Below are 18418 nucleotides of genomic sequence, written 5' to 3' on the forward strand. Positions count from 1 at the left end.
AAGTGGATGGTTTCTTTATTGTTGCTGCTAGAAAACGAGCTTTCTGTGATAGAGATTATAGTTGGTACCAAACGGGACCAATAAATCCACCGATCAACATGTTGAGGAACTGAAGCAAAATAAACAGTACTAGTACGCTCAGATCCAAACCACCCATCACTGGAATAATGCGGCGAATTGGCGCTAGGAATGGTTCAGTTAGTTGATGGAACACATATTCAATAGGGCTGCGACCTTGGCTTACCCAGCTTAAGATTGCGCGGATAAGAAGGATCCAGAATAGCAATCCACCAACAGCTTTTATTAGTGACAACAGACCTATGAATAGCAAGCCAGTGCTAAATCCAGCAGCTGCGCCACCAGAAGCGACAAGGTTCATCACTGCAAATTTAAGCACTGACAACACATACGCAAACAGCAATGTCGCCATATCGATACTACCAATCGAAGGTATTATTCTTCTAAGAGGTGCTACGACTGGTTGAGTCGCTTTTACGATGAATTGAGAAAATGGATTGTAAAAGTCAGCGCGTGCGGCTTGAAGCCAAATGCGCAAGATCACCACCATAATATAGAGTTCAAAAACGGTGCGAATCAGAAATAAAAATGCGTCCATAAATGGCCCTTTCTGTATAAGTTAAAATAAATTTTCCATTTCTTCTGCACGAGTAACCGCAGCTCGCATCGCTTTTGCGACTATGCTGCTTAGCTGTTGCTCGTTAAATGTTCTTAGTGCTTCTGCGGTTGTACCGCCTTTTGACGTTACTTGCTCTCTCAGTGTAGACAACTCAGTTTCAGGGTTGGCTTCAACCATATGAGCTGCGCCTAATGCTGCCTGTTGCACCAACGTGCGCGCAGTTTCTTTGTCAAACCCTTGTGCTATCGCTTCAGCTTGCATTGCTTCCATAAATAGGAAGAAATAAGCTGGTGCGCTGCCTGCCGCTGCAATAACATTATTGATACCAGATTCTTCTTCCACCCAGCAGGTTTTACCTACTGCAGACATTAAATCTGACGCGTACTGTTTGTTAGGCTCATCAACATTCTCTGCAGCATAAAGCCCGCTCATACCAAGTCCCACTAATGATGGGGTATTTGGCATGACACGTACAAGTCTTAATGTTTGACCAAACATTTCATTAAATCGTTGGCACTTAATGCCAGCAGCAATCGAAATGATCAGTTTATTGGTTAAATCTAGCTGCTTTAATTCGTTTGCGACATCTTGCATGATTTGCGGTTTCACCGCTAACACTACAACTTCAGCATCTTTGACAGATGCAATGTTATCGCTACTTGTATTAATAGAAAATGAATTGGCTAGCTCTTCTCTTTTACCAGGGCTTGGATTTGTTGCTGTGATGAGCTCTGCAGGGTAGTCGCTTGCGACTAAACCCGCAATAATTGAGCGAGTCATGTTGCCCGCACCGACGAAGGTGATTTTCTTGTAGTTCATTTTATTACCTTTAAATCTTTTGCTTTGCGCAGACGCACTCTGCCCATGGTGCAAAATTCGAGTCACTAACTTAATGTTCGCTATCGGTTGCTATAGTCTCTTGCTCCAAAGATAGCGGTGCCGATGCGAACCATTGTACTGCCTGCCTCAATGGCGGCTTCCATATCGCCAGTCATGCCCATCGACAGAGTATCTATATGATCGAATTTCTCTGACAGTTTCTCTTTCATCTGAGCTAACTGTTGGAATGCCTCCAGCTGCGACTGATAGTCAGTGACGTTCGCTGGAATCGACATCAATCCTCTTAAAGTGAGGTTGGGCAGGGATGAAATCAACTCTGCTAGCTCAAATACTTCAGCTTCTGTTGCGCCTGACTTAGAGCTTTCGCCACTCGTATTTACTTGGATGAGTACTTGTAAGGGCTCTTTGTCTGCTGGACGCTGGTCATTGAGCCGCTGCGCAATCTTCGACCTGTCTACCGTATGCACCCAATCAAAGTTTTCCGCAACAGGTTTGGTTTTGTTTGATTGAATGGGACCGATGAAGTGCCAATCAAGATTGAACTCAGGGGCGATTTGTTGAATTTGTTGAACTTTATCGACGCCTTCTTGGACGTAATTTTCGCCAAAGGCAACCTGTCCTGCTTTCGCAGCTTGGATAACGTCTTCCAGTGGTTTTGTTTTGCTGACCGCTAAAAGTTGCACGGAGTCTGGAGCTCGTCCACACTTTTGTTGAGCACTATGGATCAGTGAAGAGATATGTTCGATATTTTGTTGAATATTACTCATGGCACTTTTACTAGGTTAGTAAACCCTAAGGAACTTAAATGGATATTGCTGAGTTATTGGATTTTAGTGTAAAGCATAATGCCTCAGATCTACACCTTTCTGCGGGTGTTCCTCCCATGATACGAATTGATGGTGAAGTAAGAAAGCTTGGTGTGCCTGCTCTGTCGCATTCTGAAGTACATCACTTAGTTTTCGATATTATGAATGATGCCCAAAGAAGTGAATTCGAAGAAAGACTAGAAGTGGACTTTTCCTATCAGCTAGCTGATGTTGGCCGCTTTCGTGTCAACGCTTTTAACCAGTCGCGTGGCTGCTCCGCAGTTTTTAGAACCATACCTGTTGATATCCCAACTCTCGAACAACTAGATGCGCCAGATATTTTTGAAAAAGTTTCTAATTATGAAAAAGGTTTAGTGCTTGTAACGGGCCCGACCGGTTCTGGTAAGTCGACCACATTGGCGGCGATGGTCGACTACATTAATACCCATCACAACAAGCATATCTTAACGATTGAAGACCCGATTGAGTTTGTGCACAACAACAAGAAATGTTTGATCAATCAAAGGGAGGTTCATCGAGATACTCTTAGTTTCAATAACGCCTTGAGAAGTGCTCTACGTGAAGATCCTGATGTTATTCTTGTCGGTGAGTTGCGCGATCAAGAGACCATTAGTTTGGCTCTGACGGCCGCTGAAACAGGCCATTTAGTCTTTGGCACACTTCATACTAGTTCTGCAGCTAAAACCATTGACCGAATCATCGATGTTTTTCCGGGAGCAGATAAAGGTATGGTGCGTTCCATGCTATCTGAGTCACTCCGAGCAGTAATTGCTCAGAAGCTTCTTAAAAGAGTTGGGGGAGGTCGAGTCGCTTGTCATGAGATTATGATTGCCACTCCCGCGATTCGAAACCTAATTCGAGAAGATAAAATTGCTCAAATGTTTTCCATTATTCAAACCGGAGCGACTCACGGCATGGTGACCATGGAGCAAAACGCCAAACAATTACTCGCCAAAGGGGTAGTTGATATGGAAGAGGTTCAGAAGAAAGTTGAGATTGACTCAGGTTCGATGTAAGGGTGAATATGGATTTCAATCAATGTCTACTTGAGATGATCGCTTGTGAAGCGTCTGATCTTTATATCACAGTCGGAAAGCCGGTCTCTTTCCGTATTGATGGAAACTTGGTTGCACAGGGGGAGCCTCTTACTGAGGCTACTCTTATCAACATGCTTCAATCAACGATGAGCAAGGGAGATTGGGATACATTTAAACAGAGTCGAGAAGCCAATTTTGCCATCGTTCGAGATGAAGGCCGATTTAGAGTCAGTGCCTTTTTCCAACGCGAAATGCCCGGAGCCGTCATTCGGCGAATAGAAACGACTATCCCGACAATTGATAGTTTAAAGCTGCCAAAAGCTATCGGTGATCTTTCTCTAGCTAAAAGGGGCTTAGTATTGGTGGTTGGGGCAACAGGATCGGGAAAATCCACCACACTTGCTGCAATGGTTGGCCATCGAAATCAGCATACTCAAGGACACATTCTTACTGTTGAAGATCCAATCGAGTTTGTTCATGATCATAACCAATGCATTGTTACTCAGCGAGAAGTTGGTTTGGATACGCTGAGTTATGAAACGGCTTTGAAAAACTCGCTGCGACAAGCTCCAGATATGATTTTGATTGGGGAGATACGCAATCGTGAGACGATGGAGTACGCAATGAGCTTTGCCGAAACAGGCCACTTGTGTGTGGCGACACTCCATGCGAATAATGCCAATCAGGCCATTGAGCGCATCTTGCATTTGGTGTCGAAAGAGCGCAAAGATCAATTTCTGTTTGACTTGTCTATCAATTTAAAAGGGATTGTTGCCCAACAATTGGTGCGAGATAAGAAAGGTAATGGTCGACACGGAGTGTTTGAAAATTTGCTTAATACTCCACGCATATCAGATTTATTGCGCCGTGGTGAATTGCACGAGCTAAAAGCGGCCATGGTGAAGTCGAAAGAGCACGGCATGTTAACTTTTGATCAATCACTCTACCAGTTAGTGGTCGATGACCTTATCAGTGAAGAAGATGCCTTGCATCATGCCGATTCAGCCAACGACTTGCGAATAATGCTAAAGAGTCGTCAAAGCTCGGAGAAACAATCCACATTGAGTGATGTAAAGATCGACATGGATTGAGGTTTTCGTGCGCTATCAGTTTTAATTTTTATTGCCACTGATGTTCAAACCAGCTCTCCAAAATTACTACGGCTGATTGGCAATCCACATTACCTTTCGACAAAGCTTTATAGCCGCCCATTTCAAATAACTCTGAGCGAGCTTCTGTGGTGGAAAGGCGTTCGTCATGCATTTCAACGGTGACTCCGAAACGGCCATGTAGTCGCTTGGCAAACTTTTTTGCTCTCGGAGTAATGGTTTCTAGCGCTTTACCATGCAAATCTGTAGGCAGGCCGACGACAACTAAGTCTGGTTTCCACTCGTTTATCTGGGTCTGTATTTCGTCCCAATTTGGAATGCCATCTTTAGCTTTGAAAGCCTTTAGTGGTGAAGCGGTGCCTGTGACTTCTTGACCAATTGCACTGCCGATGCTTTTGGTGCCGTAATCAAATGCCATGATTGTGCGTGACATAATAATCTCGTTGATCTTGGGTGAAGAAAAGTGCGCTAGAGACTAGCACACTTTTGGGTAGAAATGGTTATGCGTGGCCGATCTGTGTGGAGAGCTGAGCGGAGTCAATACCAAGCATTTGAACGGCTTTTTTCCATCTTTCGTGGATTGGCGTATTGAAAATGACATCAGGATCCGCCTCTATTGTCAGCCATGAGTTTTCGGCTAGCTCCGATTCCAATTGGCCCGCTTCCCAACCAGAATAACCAAGAGCGACAAGGTAGCAATCGGGCTCTGCTTCGGTGCCTAACACACTTAGGATATCTTTCGAAGTGGTTACTGAGATTTGGTCAGTCATATTTAGACTGGATTCATAGTGATCTTTTGGTTGATGGAGAATGAAACCGCGATCTTCCGAAACAGGGCCGCCATTGAGTACTGGCTTCTCTAAGCTGTCTTTCAGCAGTTGAGGATGGACTGGCTCTATATCTACCTGCTCCAACATACCGCCAACAGTAATATCAATCGGAGCATTGATCATTAGCCCCATAGCACCTTCTTCATTGTGCTCACAAACATAGATCACTCTATGCTTGAAATAGGGATCTTTCATACCAGGCATTGCCACTAAGAAATGATTTGTAAGGTTCATAGTAACTCCAATCCCAATAGATTTAAGGAGCAGGGTTTAACACCCTGCATCTCGCTTTCACGCCTGCAGACGGCGCTCAATTGCATCCATTAACTTCCCTGTGATTGAGATGTCGAAAGCGGCCTCAATTTCTTTGATACATGTTGGGCTGGTTACGTTTATCTCAGTCAGCTTATCGCCAATTACGTCAAGGCCGACAAAAATCAGGCCTTTTTCTTTTAGTGTTGGAGCCACAGCTTCCGCTATTTTCTTGTCTGTTTCGCTGAGTGGACGAGCTTCCCCTGTTCCTCCCGCAGCTAAGTTACCTCGTGTTTCTCCTTTAGCAGGAATACGAGCCAGACAGTAAGGCATTGCCTCCCCATCTACCACCAAAATACGCTTATCACCGTTGCTAATATCTGGAACAAACGTCTGCGCCATAGCGTAGTTTTGTCCGTGATTAGTTAGAGTTTCGATGATAACCGATACGTTCGGATCATTTTCCTTAACTCGGAAAATAGATGCACCGCCCATACCATCTAGTGGTTTTAAGATGACATCACCATGTTCTTCACGGAATGCTTTAATCTTATCCGCTTTACGCGTCACAATTGTTGTCGGAGTTAGCTCTGGGAACCAAGCAGTAAATAGCTTCTCATTACAATCGCGTAAGCTTTGTGGCTTATTGACGATTAAAGTTCCTTGCTCTTCAGCGCGCTCCAAAATATAAGTTGCGTAGATATACTCAGTATCAAATGGTGGATCTTTACGCATCAATACGGCATCAAGTTCAGACAGTGCTATGGTTTGCTCTGACTTAAATTGATACCAGCCGCTTGGATCATCCTTCAATTCTACAACTTTTGTGTCCGCTATAGCGGTACCTTGATCTAAGTGTAGATCATTCATTTCCATATAGTGGATTTGGTAGCCTCTGCGTTGTGCCTCTAGCATCATCGCAAAGCTGGAATCTTTCTTAATATTGATAGACGAGATAGGGTCCATCACGATACCAAGTTTAATCATTGTCATCTCCGGTTATCCCAAGTCGCCAAAGCGAACTTGTAGGGCGGCTATAGCAGTCAGAGCTGCAGTTTCGGTGCGTAGAACTCTTGGCCCTAACAAGGTTTCTTCAAACTGATGTGTTCTCGACATTACAATTTCTTCTTCTGACAATCCACCTTCAGGGCCAATGAGTAGGCGGACTTTATTTAAATTGTCGGGAAGAGTGTTGATTGAGTACTTCGCACGAGGGTGTAAGTTGAGCTTTAGCGCTTCACTTTTTTCAGCGCACCAATCTTCTAAGCTCATGATAGGTCGAATTGTTGGTACAACATTTCGACCACATTGCTCACAGGCTGCAATCGCAATTTTTTGCCACTGGAGCAATTTCTTTTCAAAACGTTTTGTGTCTAGTTTTACTCCGCAGCGCTCAGAGAGTAGAGGTGTGATTGTATTCACTCCAAGCTCGACAGACTTTTGGATAGTGAATTCCATTTTCTCACCTCGTGAGACCACTTGGCCTAAATGAAGATCTAATGGTGATTCAATATCTTTGTGCGCTTTTTCCTGCACCTCAACGTCAACCTGTTTTTTTGTGACGTTTGTAATCGTGCTAGGAAACTCATGTCCGCTTCCATCAAAAAGAACCAACTGCTGGCCGACTTTCATGCGTAATACTCGTGCGATGTGCCCAGCAGCGTCTTCAGACAGCTGTAGTGTTCCAAGCTGGTTAATTGGTTCAGGGTGATAGACTCGGGGTATTCTCATGGTAAAAACTAGCTATTGCGGAATAGGGTAACCCATAAGATGGGAGTGAACTGAGAAAAATTCAACCCTGATTACACTCAACCCCTGTATATTTCAGTACCTTGGTACATTTCTTACAAGAATAACTTGCTTGTTTCCTCAGGACCTTATTATGTCTTCGTATTGTTAGTGTGAATGTAGAGCACCCACAAGAATACTCAAAAGTTTTCCCTTGTACGGATTGGATATTAAAGCAGTGTGTAGTGCTAGGGGTTACTTGAAAGACATCTAACATGATGTGCTGCCACTCTTTTCCATGAGGTTTCACTCGGCCAAAATGATGAAATGCAATTAAATGTGCTATCTCATGAGGGATCACCTCATCGAGAAATGCTTGCTGGTTTTCCATCAATAGTATTGGATTTAAACGAATTTGATTGTTTAGCAACAATGCCTTACCAGCAGCTTTGCCTCTCAACCTGTAAGATACTTCAGGTATTTGAAATTGGTATTGAAAATGACGTCTCGCCTTAGCAATACATTGGCATATTTTGTCGTGAATCTTGCTGCTGAGTTCCGGGGAGATCATTCTAATAAAAAAGTCCTAAGCATTTCGCTAAGGACTTTTACCATATTTCAGATAATAAATAGAAGGAGATTGGGTTCAAATTCTATTTATGGTGATGCTTTTTGATGGTCTCATGGTAAGCATGCCATGTACCGTAACCAAGAATTGGCATAGTGATCAACATACCTAAGCCGTATGTAGCAAAGCCAATCAGTATGCCTCCACAAATGATGAACGCCCAAACAATCATGGCAGGAATATTGGTCTTAACCGCGTTGAAGCTGGTGAAGACGGCTGTCATAACGTCTACACGTCTTTCCATCATTAACGGCATCGAATACGCCGATATTGTGAAGATCACGACTGCCAAGACGAAGCCAATAGCTGATCCGATTAACAAGAAAGGCAGGAAGTCTATTAAAGGAGCCCCTTGAACTGAAGGGTATAATGCATGAAGTAGTGCAGCAATTCGCATCCAGAAGATCATCGCGACCATCAAGACAATAGCAAATGCCCATTGCGAGGTAGAGTTTCTGCCAATTGCTTTCATCGAGTGAAGTAATGTCGCTTGATGTCCTTTCTCTCTTTCCCAACTTGCGTCGTAAAGTCCTAATGCTAAAAAAGGTCCAATAAGCATATAAACGATCAAGCTAGGTAAAACGACAAGATGAGTGCCTTGCCACTGAACGAGCAAAACAATTCCAACCGCAGCCAGAGTAAAACACAGGCCATAGAAAGCGCTGATTAATGGCATTCGAATAAAGTCATGTAGGCCAAGGGCCAACCAGTGGAATGGAGCAGAGACACTGACAGTATTACAGGGAATAGTTCTCGCGTACTCTTCGTCAGATACTCTTTTTTGTTTGTCTTCAATATTGGAAGGGTCAACCGCTCTAGGCATGTTTCCTCCTTGGCTCGAGGTGGATTGGAATAACTGCTAAAAGAAGGTGGTGCTCACCAAAACTTTCGACAGCTAGCTCATGCTTGGTGGATTAAAGGTGCCAAAACAGTGATATTTAGCACAGTTAACACTTTTTTAACTATTGATGTGCTTTTAAAAAATTACAAATTTATTGGTGCTTTTTTAGTCAAAAATAAAACCCCTGCCAAACAGCAGGGGTTTTATCAAAGATTATTTGCTCTAAATGAGTTGTTGTATGTCTATTAAAGACCAGCAAACTCACGTAGCAATTCAGCTTTATCTGTCGCTTCCCAAGGGAACTCTTCACGACCAAAGTGACCGTATGCAGCTGTTTTTTGATAAATTGGCTGAAGCAGGTTAAGCATTTCTTGTAAGCCATACGGGCGTAGATCGAAGTTTTGACGAACAGCGCCAATGATTACTTCATGAGGTACTTTCTCAGTTCCGAAAGTTTCCACCATGATAGATGTTGGATCAGCAACACCGATAGCGTAAGAAAGTTGGATTTCACAGCGATCAGCAAGACCTGCTGCGACGATGTTCTTCGCAACATAACGTGCAGCATAAGCAGCACTACGGTCAACTTTTGATGGATCTTTACCAGAGAAAGCACCACCGCCGTGGCGAGCTGCACCACCGTATGTATCAACGATGATCTTACGACCTGTTAGACCACAGTCACCCATTGGGCCACCGATAACGAATCGGCCAGTCGGGTTGATAAAGAAGTTAGTTTCTTTATTAATCCACTCAGAAGGTAAAACTGGCTTGATGATCTCTTCCATCACTGCTTCACGTAGATCAGGAGTTGAGATTGAATCACAGTGCTGAGTAGAAAGTACGACAGCATCGATACCAACAATCTTGCCTTGGTCATATTGGAAAGTAACCTGAGATTTTGCGTCAGGACGTAGCCAAGGTAATGTGCCATTTTTACGAACTTCCGCTTGTTTTTGTACAAGACGGTGAGAGTAAGTAATTGGTGCAGGCATTAGAATTTCAGTTTCGTTGGTTGCGTAACCAAACATGATACCTTGGTCACCAGCGCCTTGCTCCTTTGGATCTGCCTTATCAACACCTTGGTTAATGTCTGGAGACTGTTTACCAATGGTGTTTAGGATAGCGCAAGAGTCTGCGTCAAAACCCATGTCAGAGTGAACATAACCAATATCACGGACAGTTTGACGAGTTAGCTCTTCAATATCTACCCAAGCAGAAGTCGTGATTTCACCACCAACCATAACCATGCCTGTTTTTACGTAAGTTTCGCAGGCAACGCGAGCTTTAGGGTCTTGCTCTATGATTGCGTCAAGAACCGCATCAGAGATTTGATCGGCGATTTTATCAGGATGACCTTCTGAAACTGACTCAGAAGTAAACAAATGCTTAGCCATAAGAGCTCCGTTGTTTAGTTATTAGAAAGTGTGATTTCAACACTTGTATGCAATAAATTGATTGTAGAGGTTTCTACATCTAGACGTCTATTTTAGTTTTGGTTACGCGAAATACAACCCCTTTTTCTGCAAATGTGTGTTCTATTTTATGCAACAACGTATTTTGTAAATAATTTTGTACGGTGAGAACTTGCAATAAGTTGCGCAAAGTTTGACGTAAACAGGCTAAATTGGGCGTGTAAATCGTTTGCAGTGCGGAATTGGCTTTGAGAGAATAGCGCAGCAAATTTTTACCTTAATTCGCGTAATGCATTCAGGAGTAGATATGTCATCCCGCAAACAACTCGCCAATGCAATCCGTGCACTTAGCATGGATGGTGTTCAACAAGCTAACTCTGGTCACCCAGGTGCGCCAATGGGTATGGCTGATATCGCTGAAGTTCTTTGGCGCTCTCACCTAAACCACAACCCAACTAACCCTAATTGGGCAGATCGCGACCGCTTTGTACTTTCGAACGGTCACGGCTCTATGCTTATCTACTCTTTGCTTCACCTGACAGGATATGCGCTACCGATTGAAGAGCTAAAGAACTTCCGCCAACTGCATTCAAAAACTCCGGGTCACCCAGAGTATGGTTATGCGCCGGGTATCGAAACTACCACAGGCCCTTTAGGCCAAGGCATTACCAATGCTGTGGGCATGGCGATTGCGGAAAAATCTCTAGCGGCGCAATTTAACAAAGACGGCCACGAGATTGTTGACCACTATACGTATGCGTTCATGGGCGACGGCTGCTTGATGGAAGGCATCTCTCACGAAGCTTGTTCACTGGCGGGTACATTAGGTCTAGGCAAACTGATTGCATTTTGGGATGACAACGGCATCTCAATTGACGGTGAAGTAGAAGGTTGGTTCTCTGACGACACACCTAAGCGTTTTGAAGCGTACGGCTGGCACGTTATCCCTGCAGTTGATGGTCACGACTCTGACGCTATAAATGCAGCAATTGAAGCTGCAAAAGCAGACCCACGTCCAACACTAATCTGTACGAAAACTATCATCGGTTTTGGTTCGCCAAACAAATCTGGCTCTCACGACTGCCACGGTGCGCCACTAGGAGCGGAAGAAATCCAAGCAGCACGTGAATTCCTTGGTTGGGAACACGCTGCATTTGAAATCCCATCAGACATCTACGCAGAGTGGGATGCAAAAGAAGCTGGTAAGGCGAAAGAAGCCGCTTGGAATGACAAGTTTGCAGCATATGAAGCCGCTTACCCAGAGCTTGCTGCTGAATACAAGCGCCGCGTAAACGGTGAACTTCCTGCACAGTGGGAAGCTGAAACACAAAAAATCATTGCTGACTTGCAAGCAAACCCAGCGAACATCGCATCACGTAAAGCATCGCAAAACGCACTCGAAGCGTTTGGCAAAATGCTACCTGAATTCATGGGTGGCTCTGCTGACCTTGCGCCATCTAACCTAACGATGTGGTCAGGCTCTAAGTCACTGACTGCTGAAGATGCGTCTGGTAACTACATCCACTACGGTGTGCGTGAGTTCGGTATGACAGCCATCATCAACGGTATTGCACTGCACGGTGGCTTTGTTCCTTACGGTGCAACCTTCCTAATGTTTATGGAATACGCACGTAACGCAATGCGCATGGCAGCACTGATGAAAGTGCAAAACATCCAAGTGTACACGCACGACTCTATCGGCCTAGGCGAAGATGGTCCAACTCACCAACCGGTTGAGCAAATCGCTTCTCTACGTCTGACACCAAACATGAGCACATGGCGTCCATGTGACCAAGTAGAATCTGCAGTAGCATGGAAACTGGCAATTGAACGTAAAGACGGCCCAAGCTCTCTTATCTTCTCTCGTCAAAACCTAGCACAGCAAGAGCGTGATGCTGAGCAAGTCGCGAACATCGCTAAAGGCGGTTACATCCTGAAAGACTGCGCTGGCAAACCTGAGCTTATCTTGATTGCAACTGGCTCTGAAGTTCAACTAGCAGTAGATGCTGCTGCTGAGCTAACAGCTGCTGGCAAACAAGTACGCGTAGTATCTCTGCCATCAACTGATCTATTTGAGCAGCAAGACGCAGCCTACCGTGAAGCGGTATTGCCAAGTGATGTTACTGCACGTATCGCTATCGAAGCAGGCATTGCAGACTACTGGTACAAGTACGTGGGCCTAGACGGACGCGTGATTGGCATGACAACCTTCGGCGAATCTGCACCAGCAGGTGAGTTATTCAAGCTATTTGGCTTTACAGTTGAGAATGTAGTTAACACTGCGAATGAGTTGTTAGCTTAAAATTAGCAAAGGCTAATAGCATTAAGTAGAAACACCGAGCCTAGCGCTCGGTGTTTTTTTATCCAATAGTATTCATTTAAAGATCTTTGCATTACTATGGGCGGCTATTAGAGATATCGATATTTAGTTCAAGGTCTGAAGCTCATGTTAAAAGTTGCTATCAACGGATTTGGCCGCATTGGCCGCAATGTACTCCGCGCTGTCTATGAAAGTGGCAAGTATGAGCAAATAAAGGTGGTTGCAGTAAATGAGTTAGCTCAGCCTGATGCTATGTCGCATTTGCTTCAATACGACACTAGTCATGGACGTTTTCAGAAAAAGATCACTAACGATCAAGAGCACATCTACGTTCATCATCAAAATGGTGAGAAGGACTCTATTCGTATTTTACATTTAGCTGAGATCAATTTGTTACCTTGGCATGACCTGGATATTGATATTGTCTTAGATTGTACGGGTGTATTTGGTAATCAGGCTGATGGCCTTGAGCATATTGCAGCTGGTGCAAAGAAAGTGCTTTTTTCACACCCGGGTGCAAATGATCTGGATAACACCATCATTTATGGCGTGAACCACGACACAATCACCGCTGATCATAAAGTGGTATCGAATGGGTCTTGTACCACAAACTGCATTGTACCGATTATTAAGGTACTTGATGATGCGTTTGGCATCGATTCAGGAACAATAACAACTATTCACTCTTCAATGAACGATCAGCAAGTGATCGATGCTTATCATACCGATCTTCGCAGAACGCGCTCTGCCAGCCAGTCGATCATTCCTGTTGATACCAAGCTTCACAAAGGTATTGAACGGATATTTCCGAAATTTTCTAACAAGTTTGAAGCCATTTCTGTGCGAGTTCCCACAGTAAATGTAACTGCGATGGATTTGAGCGTCACTTTGAATACAAATGTGAAAGTTAATGACGTAAATCAAACCATCATAGAGGCTTCCCAGTGTACATTACACAACATTGTTGATTATACTGAAGCGCCGCTTGTATCCATTGACTTTAACCATGACCCGCATAGTGCGATTGTGGACGGGACTCAAACCCGGGTCAGTAATGGACAGTTGGTAAAAATGCTAGTTTGGTGTGATAACGAGTGGGGATTTGCCAATCGCATGTTAGATACCGCACTCATCATGCACTCCACCAAATAGTATTGGAGATAATATTTATTTCTAGCCTTGAAATAAAAGCTTCTTATCTCCATTTAAGATTGTAGTGACGAGATATATGACGGCTTAGTAAGACACTGAGCGCCTAAGAATTTTAATTAATTGAGTTGAGAGGACAAATCATGTCTGTGATCAAGATGACTGACCTGGAACTAGCAGGTAAACGCGTATTTATCCGTGCTGACCTAAACGTACCAGTAAAAGACGGCAAAGTAACTTCAGATGCACGTATCTTAGCATCTCTACCAACAATCAAGCGTTGCCTAGAAGCTGGCGCTAAAGTAATGGTTACTTCGCACCTAGGTCGTCCGACTGAAGGTGAGTACGCAGAAGAGTTCTCTCTACAACCAGTAGTTAACTACTTAAACGACGCACTAGATTGCGACGTGAAGCTAGCGAAAGATTACCTAAACGGTCTAGAGCTAAACGCTGGTGAACTTGTTGTTCTAGAAAATGTTCGCTTCAACAAAGGCGAGAAGAAAAACGAAGAAGAGCTATCTAAGCAATACGCTGCACTATGTGACGTATTCGTAATGGATGCATTCGGTACTGCTCACCGCGCTCAAGCTTCAACTCACGGCGTAGGCATGCACGCACCAATCGCTTGTGCTGGCCCTCTTCTAGCAAACGAGCTTGACGCTCTAGGCAAAGCTATGGACAAGCCTGCTCGTCCAATGGTTGCTATCGTCGGCGGCTCTAAAGTATCAACTAAGCTAACAGTGCTTGAGTCTCTATCTAAAGTTGCTGACCAACTTGTTGTTGGCGGTGGTATCGCGAACACATTCATCGCAGCTGCTGGCCACAATGTAGGTAAATCTTTATACGAAGCTGATCTAGTAGACACTGCTAAGAAGCTAATGGAAGAGTGTGCAATCCCTGTTGCGACTGACGTTGCTTGTGCAAAAGCATTCGATGAAAACGCAGAAGCTGAAATCAAGAACGTTGCTGACGTTCAAGATGACGACATGATCTTCGACCTAGGCCCAGACTCAACTGCAGAACTAGCAGAAATCCTGAAAGGCGCGAAAACAATTCTTTGGAACGGCCCTGTTGGCGTATTCGAATTCAAAAACTTCGAAGCTGGTACAGAAGGCATCTCACGTGCTATCGCTGATTCTGAAGGCTTCTCTGTTGCCGGTGGTGGTGACACGCTAGCAGCTATCGACAAGTTCGGTATCAAAGCTGACGTCTCTTACATCTCTACAGGTGGCGGTGCTTTCCTTGAGTTTGTTGAAGGTAAAGTATTACCAGCTGTTGCAATGCTTGAAGAGCGCGCAAAGTAATTATTTAAAGTAAAAGCGGGAGAGTGATTTCCCGCTTTTATGTTTGCTGCACCGATGCTTTTTCTTTGTTAGAATAGCTCGCGTTGTGAGCAAACGATTGCAGAATTTAAAATTAACCGTTTTAGTTAAAACGACAGAAAATAGGACTTAATCCATGTCTAAGATCTTCGATTTCGTAAAACCAGGTGTTATCTCTGGCGACGACGTACAGAAAGTATTTGCAGTAGCGAAAGAAAATGGTTTCGCTCTTCCAGCAGTAAACTGTGTTGGTACTGACTCTGTAAACGGCGTACTAGAAGCAGCTGCTAAAGTTAAATCACCAGTTATCGTTCAGTTCTCTAACGGTGGTGCTGCATTCTTCGCTGGTAAAGGTCTAAAACTTGAAGGTCAACAAGCTCAAGTTCTTGGTGCTGTAGCTGGTGCTAAATATGTACACGCAGTAGCTGAGTCTTACGGTGTTCCTGTAATTCTTCACACTGACCACGCTGCTAAGAAACTACTTCCTTGGATCGACGGTCTGCTAGACGCAGGTGAAGAGTTCTTCGCTCAAACTGGTAAGCCACTATTCTCTTCTCACATGATTGATCTTTCTGAAGAGTCTCTAGAAGAGAACATCGAAATTTCTGCTAAGTACCTAGAGCGCATGGCTAAAATGAACATGACTCTAGAAATCGAACTAGGTTGTACTGGCGGCGAAGAAGACGGCGTTGATAACTCTGATATGGACGCATCTGAGCTTTACACTTCTCCAGAAGACGTAGCTTACGCATACGAGAAACTAAACGCTGTTAGCCCACGTTTCACTATCGCTGCTTCTTTCGGTAACGTACACGGTGTATACAAGCCAGGTAACGTTGTTCTAACTCCAACTATCCTACGTGATTCTCAAGCTCACGTTTCTGAGAAGTTCGGTCTAGAGCACAACTCTCTAAACTTCGTATTCCACGGCGGTTCTGGTTCTTCTGAAGCTGAAATTCAAGAGTCTATCTCTTACGGTGTTATCAAAATGAACATCGATACTGATACTCAGTGGGCTACTTGGGACGGCATCCGCACTTACGAAGCTGAAAACCACGATTACCTACAAGGTCAAATCGGTAACCCAACTGGCGAAGATGCGCCAAACAAGAAGTACTACGATCCACGTGTATGGCTACGTGCTGGTCAAGCTTCAATGGTTACTCGTCTTGAGCAAGCGTTCAAAGACCTTAACGCTATCGACGTTCTTTAATTAGACGTTTATAAGTGATTGCTAAGCCCGCTCGTTAGAGCGGGTTTTTTTGTATCTGCTTAACTCACTGTTACGCTTATTTCGTGGCTTAATTCACAATCCTTACTATCACTCTCACTTCTAAGTTCCTGTTCAATCTATTATTTCTCTTATTGTTTCTTTTTTGACCTTAACTCAGGTTTATTTCGCCTCAATTCAAATAGGCTCATTCTTTGCGAAGGGAGTTCTAACTTGCGCATAGATGTGAGCGATAAAATAGGGAGAGCAAACTCATGTCTACAGAATCGGTTGGCAAAGCAGCAACGTTGTCAGATGGATTAACTCACGCTGAGAATTGGCTTTTGGATCATTCAGATTTGTTGATTCAGTATGGTGTTAATATTATTTCAGCAATTCTGATCCTCTTTATCGGTAATTTAGTTGTTAAAGCGATCGCAAAGAGTGTGTCCAAAGTGCTCAACAGTAAGCAAATGGATAAGGCGGTCGTTGAGTTTATTAGTGCTATTGTCCGCTATCTATTGTTTGTCATTGTTTTGATTGCAGCCTTGAGTCGAATTGGTGTTCAAACCGCTTCAGTAGTAGCAGTCATTGGTGCAGCAGGCTTAGCAATCGGCCTTGCATTACAAGGTTCGTTATCTAACTTTGCCGCAGGCGTACTAATCGTTGCATTTAGGCCATTTAAGTCGGGAGATTATGTCGAAGTAGGTGGTGTTGCTGGTTCTGTTCAGGCTATCCATATTTTTCAAACCATTCTTAAATCACCTGACAATAAGATGGTGGTTGTACCCAACTCATCGGTTATCGGTGGTGCCATCACTAACTATTCGAAGCATGAAACTAGGCGTGTCGATCTTACTGTCGGAGTGTCATACAGCGCTGATCTGCAGCTTACTAAAAAGGTGATAAGAGAAACATTGGAAAAGGACCTGCGCATTTTGAAAGATCCTGACATTACTATTGGTGTGTTAGCTTTGGCAGATTCATCGGTGAATTTCGTCGTGAGACCTTGGTGTAAAACTTCTGACTATTGGCCGGTGTATTACGATTCAATTCAAGCGATTAAGGAAGCGCTGGATGAAAATGGGATTGAAATTCCGTTTCCGCAAGTGGATGTTCATATGAGTAAATCTTAACCTAGCGGTGGCATTAGCCTGAAAAGAGGGCTGTATTTTGGTATTCGTGGAAACTATTTCCTCATTTCGTATCTAACTTATACCGAACTCGCTTTGTTTCGTTTGTTTTGAACAAAGCGAGTAACAAGCATGTAGTAAGGTGAAAAGGATGAAAAAGCTAGTCAGCGTATTAATTTTTGTATCGGGTTTTATCAGTGCCAATGTGATGGCCGATCCACTCGACTTTCCCCATATAGTCACAACTGGATATGGAGAAGTAACTGCCAAACCTGATATGGCTGAGTTTTCGGTCAAGGTGTTAGAAACGGCACTAACGGCAGAGCAGGCCAAACAGGCAGTTGATAAAGTTGTAGACAAATACTTAAGTGGCTTAAAGAAAGCGGGTGTTAAAGCTGAAAATATTCACAGCTCCAACCTTTATCTTGCTCCCCAATATCACTATCCAAAAGATGGCAAACCAGAGTTAACGGGTTATCGCGCGAATCGAACTGTGAATGTTGTGGTGAACGATCTGCCAAAGCTAAACAACTATCTAGATTTAGCCTTGAAGGATGGCATCAACCAAGTCAACAACATCCAACTAAAAGTGAAAGAGGAAGCCAAGTTTAAAAGGCAAGCGCGAATGGCAGCCATACGTGATGCGAATAATAAAGCTAAGTCACTAGCAAAAGGCTTTGATATGAAGTTAGGAAAAGTGTGGCAAATTTCTTATAACGCGCCGAATACACAGCCTGTTGTCATGCGACCAATGGCACTTGATATGCGTAAAGAGTCCAATAGCTATCAAGATTCAAGCTTAGTTATTCGCGATAGAGTTGATGTGATCTATAAACTAAAAAATTAACACGGCGTAAAGTTTTTGGTAATCTATGCGCCAACTAATAGGTCAACTCAATATCAGTCGATTCTGGATTGAGTAGAGTAATAAACGAGTCAAAAGAAAGCGGATTTCATTTAACTTGACGTTGTGAGGTATAAAATGATTAACCGTTATCTTGTAAGAGGTGCTGTGGGTGCCTTGGCTGTCCTAAGTATTAAAGTGAGTGCAATTTACTTTTTGCTCATGGTGATACTACTTGTTACACATACCAAAGACTTTATTGGATCTTAGCTTTCGCTAAAAGGCCAGAATCAAAA

Annotated in this window: 18 protein-coding genes; 8 read left to right on the plus strand and 10 right to left on the minus strand. The window is 43.7% G+C overall.

All coding sequences use genetic code 11. The features are described 5' to 3' along the window. Nucleotides 1-55: 55 nt before the first annotated feature. From L7A31_RS06930 to L7A31_RS06940, 3 genes are all read right to left on the minus strand, one after another. Nucleotides 56-616 (minus strand): YggT family protein, encoded by a 561-nt coding sequence (locus tag L7A31_RS06930; RefSeq protein ID WP_237360795.1) that lies wholly within the window; start codon nucleotides 614-616, stop codon nucleotides 56-58. 21 nt (nucleotides 617-637) lie between these two features. After that, a complete protein-coding gene (proC, locus tag L7A31_RS06935) occupies nucleotides 638-1456 on the minus strand; it encodes a pyrroline-5-carboxylate reductase (protein WP_237360796.1) in 819 nt (272 codons plus the stop codon). A gap of 80 nt (nucleotides 1457-1536) precedes the next feature. Continuing rightward, a complete protein-coding gene (locus L7A31_RS06940; RefSeq protein ID WP_237360797.1) occupies nucleotides 1537-2244 on the minus strand; it encodes a YggS family pyridoxal phosphate-dependent enzyme in 708 nt (235 codons plus the stop codon). 38 nt (nucleotides 2245-2282) lie between these two features. Here L7A31_RS06940 and L7A31_RS06945 point away from each other — a divergent pair, with 38 nt between their 5' ends. Then, entirely contained in the window at nucleotides 2283-3320 is a 1038-nt protein-coding gene (locus L7A31_RS06945; RefSeq protein WP_237360798.1) for a type IV pilus twitching motility protein PilT, read from the plus strand. An 8-nt stretch (nucleotides 3321-3328) separates the two neighbouring features. Continuing rightward, nucleotides 3329-4432 carry a PilT/PilU family type 4a pilus ATPase gene (locus L7A31_RS06950; RefSeq protein ID WP_237360799.1) on the plus strand — a complete coding sequence of 368 codons (1104 nt, stop codon included), beginning with the start codon at nucleotides 3329-3331 and terminating at the stop codon, nucleotides 4430-4432. Between the two features lie 28 nt (nucleotides 4433-4460). Here L7A31_RS06950 and ruvX read toward each other — a convergent pair whose 3' ends face one another. The 7 genes from ruvX to metK form a co-directional block, all read right to left on the minus strand. Beyond that, a complete protein-coding gene (gene ruvX / locus L7A31_RS06955) occupies nucleotides 4461-4883 on the minus strand; it encodes a Holliday junction resolvase RuvX (RefSeq protein ID WP_237360800.1) in 423 nt (140 codons plus the stop codon). Nucleotides 4884-4950: 67 nt separating this feature from the next. After that, complete coding sequence (locus tag L7A31_RS06960) at nucleotides 4951-5514, minus strand: YqgE/AlgH family protein (RefSeq protein ID WP_237360801.1); 564 nt, start codon at nucleotides 5512-5514, stop codon at nucleotides 4951-4953. A gap of 57 nt (nucleotides 5515-5571) precedes the next feature. After that, nucleotides 5572-6519 carry a glutathione synthase gene (gene gshB, locus L7A31_RS06965; protein WP_237363524.1) on the minus strand — a complete coding sequence of 316 codons (948 nt, stop codon included), beginning with the start codon at nucleotides 6517-6519 and terminating at the stop codon, nucleotides 5572-5574. A gap of 12 nt (nucleotides 6520-6531) precedes the next feature. Beyond that, entirely contained in the window at nucleotides 6532-7263 is a 732-nt protein-coding gene (gene rsmE, locus L7A31_RS06970; protein WP_237360802.1) for a 16S rRNA (uracil(1498)-N(3))-methyltransferase, read from the minus strand. Between the two features lie 61 nt (nucleotides 7264-7324). Next, nucleotides 7325-7837 carry a SprT family zinc-dependent metalloprotease gene (locus L7A31_RS06975; RefSeq protein WP_435532909.1) on the minus strand — a complete coding sequence of 171 codons (513 nt, stop codon included), beginning with the start codon at nucleotides 7835-7837 and terminating at the stop codon, nucleotides 7325-7327. A 76-nt stretch (nucleotides 7838-7913) separates the two neighbouring features. After that, nucleotides 7914-8711 carry a DUF2189 domain-containing protein gene (locus tag L7A31_RS06980; protein ID WP_237360804.1) on the minus strand — a complete coding sequence of 266 codons (798 nt, stop codon included), beginning with the start codon at nucleotides 8709-8711 and terminating at the stop codon, nucleotides 7914-7916. Nucleotides 8712-8974: 263 nt separating this feature from the next. Next, nucleotides 8975-10126, minus strand: coding sequence for a methionine adenosyltransferase (metK, locus tag L7A31_RS06985; RefSeq protein WP_237360805.1), 1152 nt, complete (start codon nucleotides 10124-10126; stop codon nucleotides 8975-8977). Nucleotides 10127-10433: 307 nt separating this feature from the next. On the opposite strand from metK, the gene tkt reads away from it, so the two are divergent. The 6 genes from tkt to L7A31_RS07015 all read left to right on the plus strand — a co-directional run bounded on the left by tkt (nucleotide 10434) and on the right by L7A31_RS07015 (nucleotide 18125). Further along, nucleotides 10434-12446: a transketolase gene (tkt, locus tag L7A31_RS06990; RefSeq protein WP_237363525.1), complete on the plus strand. Its 2013-nt coding sequence runs from the start codon at nucleotides 10434-10436 to the stop codon at nucleotides 12444-12446. 144 nt (nucleotides 12447-12590) lie between these two features. Further along, the gene (gene epd / locus L7A31_RS06995) at nucleotides 12591-13616 is read left to right on the plus strand and encodes an erythrose-4-phosphate dehydrogenase (protein ID WP_237360806.1); all 1026 of its coding nucleotides are present in this window, start codon (nucleotides 12591-12593) and stop codon (nucleotides 13614-13616) included. A gap of 140 nt (nucleotides 13617-13756) precedes the next feature. Then, the gene (locus L7A31_RS07000; protein ID WP_237360807.1) at nucleotides 13757-14917 is read left to right on the plus strand and encodes a phosphoglycerate kinase; all 1161 of its coding nucleotides are present in this window, start codon (nucleotides 13757-13759) and stop codon (nucleotides 14915-14917) included. A 154-nt stretch (nucleotides 14918-15071) separates the two neighbouring features. Then, complete coding sequence (fbaA, locus tag L7A31_RS07005) at nucleotides 15072-16148, plus strand: class II fructose-bisphosphate aldolase (RefSeq protein ID WP_237360808.1); 1077 nt, start codon at nucleotides 15072-15074, stop codon at nucleotides 16146-16148. A 272-nt stretch (nucleotides 16149-16420) separates the two neighbouring features. Further along, the gene (locus tag L7A31_RS07010; protein WP_237360809.1) at nucleotides 16421-17281 is read left to right on the plus strand and encodes a mechanosensitive ion channel domain-containing protein; all 861 of its coding nucleotides are present in this window, start codon (nucleotides 16421-16423) and stop codon (nucleotides 17279-17281) included. A 148-nt stretch (nucleotides 17282-17429) separates the two neighbouring features. After that, nucleotides 17430-18125, plus strand: a complete 696-nt coding sequence (locus tag L7A31_RS07015; protein WP_237360810.1) for an oxidative stress defense protein — start codon at nucleotides 17430-17432, stop codon at nucleotides 18123-18125. The last annotated feature ends 293 nt before the right edge of the window (nucleotides 18126-18418 follow it).

Source organism: Vibrio marisflavi CECT 7928 (assembly GCF_921294215.1).
In the GTDB taxonomy this organism is placed as follows: Bacteria; Pseudomonadota; Gammaproteobacteria; order Enterobacterales; family Vibrionaceae; genus Vibrio; species Vibrio marisflavi.

Bases quoted from the DNA above. Each gene is read 5' to 3' on its own strand.
- L7A31_RS06980 (WP_237360804.1), bottom strand. From the start codon at position 8,711: ATGCCTAGAGCGGTTGACCCTTCCAATATTGAAGACAAACAAAAAAGA.
- ruvX (WP_237360800.1), bottom strand. From the start codon at position 4,883: ATGTCACGCACAATCATGGCATTTGATTACGGCACCAAAAGCATCGGC.
- gshB (WP_237363524.1), bottom strand. From the start codon at position 6,519: ATGATTAAACTTGGTATCGTGATGGACCCTATCTCGTCTATCAATATT.
- epd (WP_237360806.1), top strand. From the start codon at position 12,591: ATGTTAAAAGTTGCTATCAACGGATTTGGCCGCATTGGCCGCAATGTA.
- L7A31_RS06945 (WP_237360798.1), top strand. From the start codon at position 2,283: ATGGATATTGCTGAGTTATTGGATTTTAGTGTAAAGCATAATGCCTCA.
- proC (WP_237360796.1), bottom strand. From the start codon at position 1,456: ATGAACTACAAGAAAATCACCTTCGTCGGTGCGGGCAACATGACTCGC.
- tkt (WP_237363525.1), top strand. From the start codon at position 10,434: ATGCATTCAGGAGTAGATATGTCATCCCGCAAACAACTCGCCAATGCA.
- L7A31_RS07010 (WP_237360809.1), top strand. From the start codon at position 16,421: ATGTCTACAGAATCGGTTGGCAAAGCAGCAACGTTGTCAGATGGATTA.
- L7A31_RS06930 (WP_237360795.1), bottom strand. From the start codon at position 616: ATGGACGCATTTTTATTTCTGATTCGCACCGTTTTTGAACTCTATATT.
- L7A31_RS06950 (WP_237360799.1), top strand. From the start codon at position 3,329: ATGGATTTCAATCAATGTCTACTTGAGATGATCGCTTGTGAAGCGTCT.
- metK (WP_237360805.1), bottom strand. From the start codon at position 10,126: ATGGCTAAGCATTTGTTTACTTCTGAGTCAGTTTCAGAAGGTCATCCT.
- L7A31_RS07015 (WP_237360810.1), top strand. From the start codon at position 17,430: ATGAAAAAGCTAGTCAGCGTATTAATTTTTGTATCGGGTTTTATCAGT.
- rsmE (WP_237360802.1), bottom strand. From the start codon at position 7,263: ATGAGAATACCCCGAGTCTATCACCCTGAACCAATTAACCAGCTTGGA.
- L7A31_RS06940 (WP_237360797.1), bottom strand. From the start codon at position 2,244: ATGAGTAATATTCAACAAAATATCGAACATATCTCTTCACTGATCCAT.
- L7A31_RS06960 (WP_237360801.1), bottom strand. From the start codon at position 5,514: ATGAACCTTACAAATCATTTCTTAGTGGCAATGCCTGGTATGAAAGAT.
- L7A31_RS07000 (WP_237360807.1), top strand. From the start codon at position 13,757: ATGTCTGTGATCAAGATGACTGACCTGGAACTAGCAGGTAAACGCGTA.
- fbaA (WP_237360808.1), top strand. From the start codon at position 15,072: ATGTCTAAGATCTTCGATTTCGTAAAACCAGGTGTTATCTCTGGCGAC.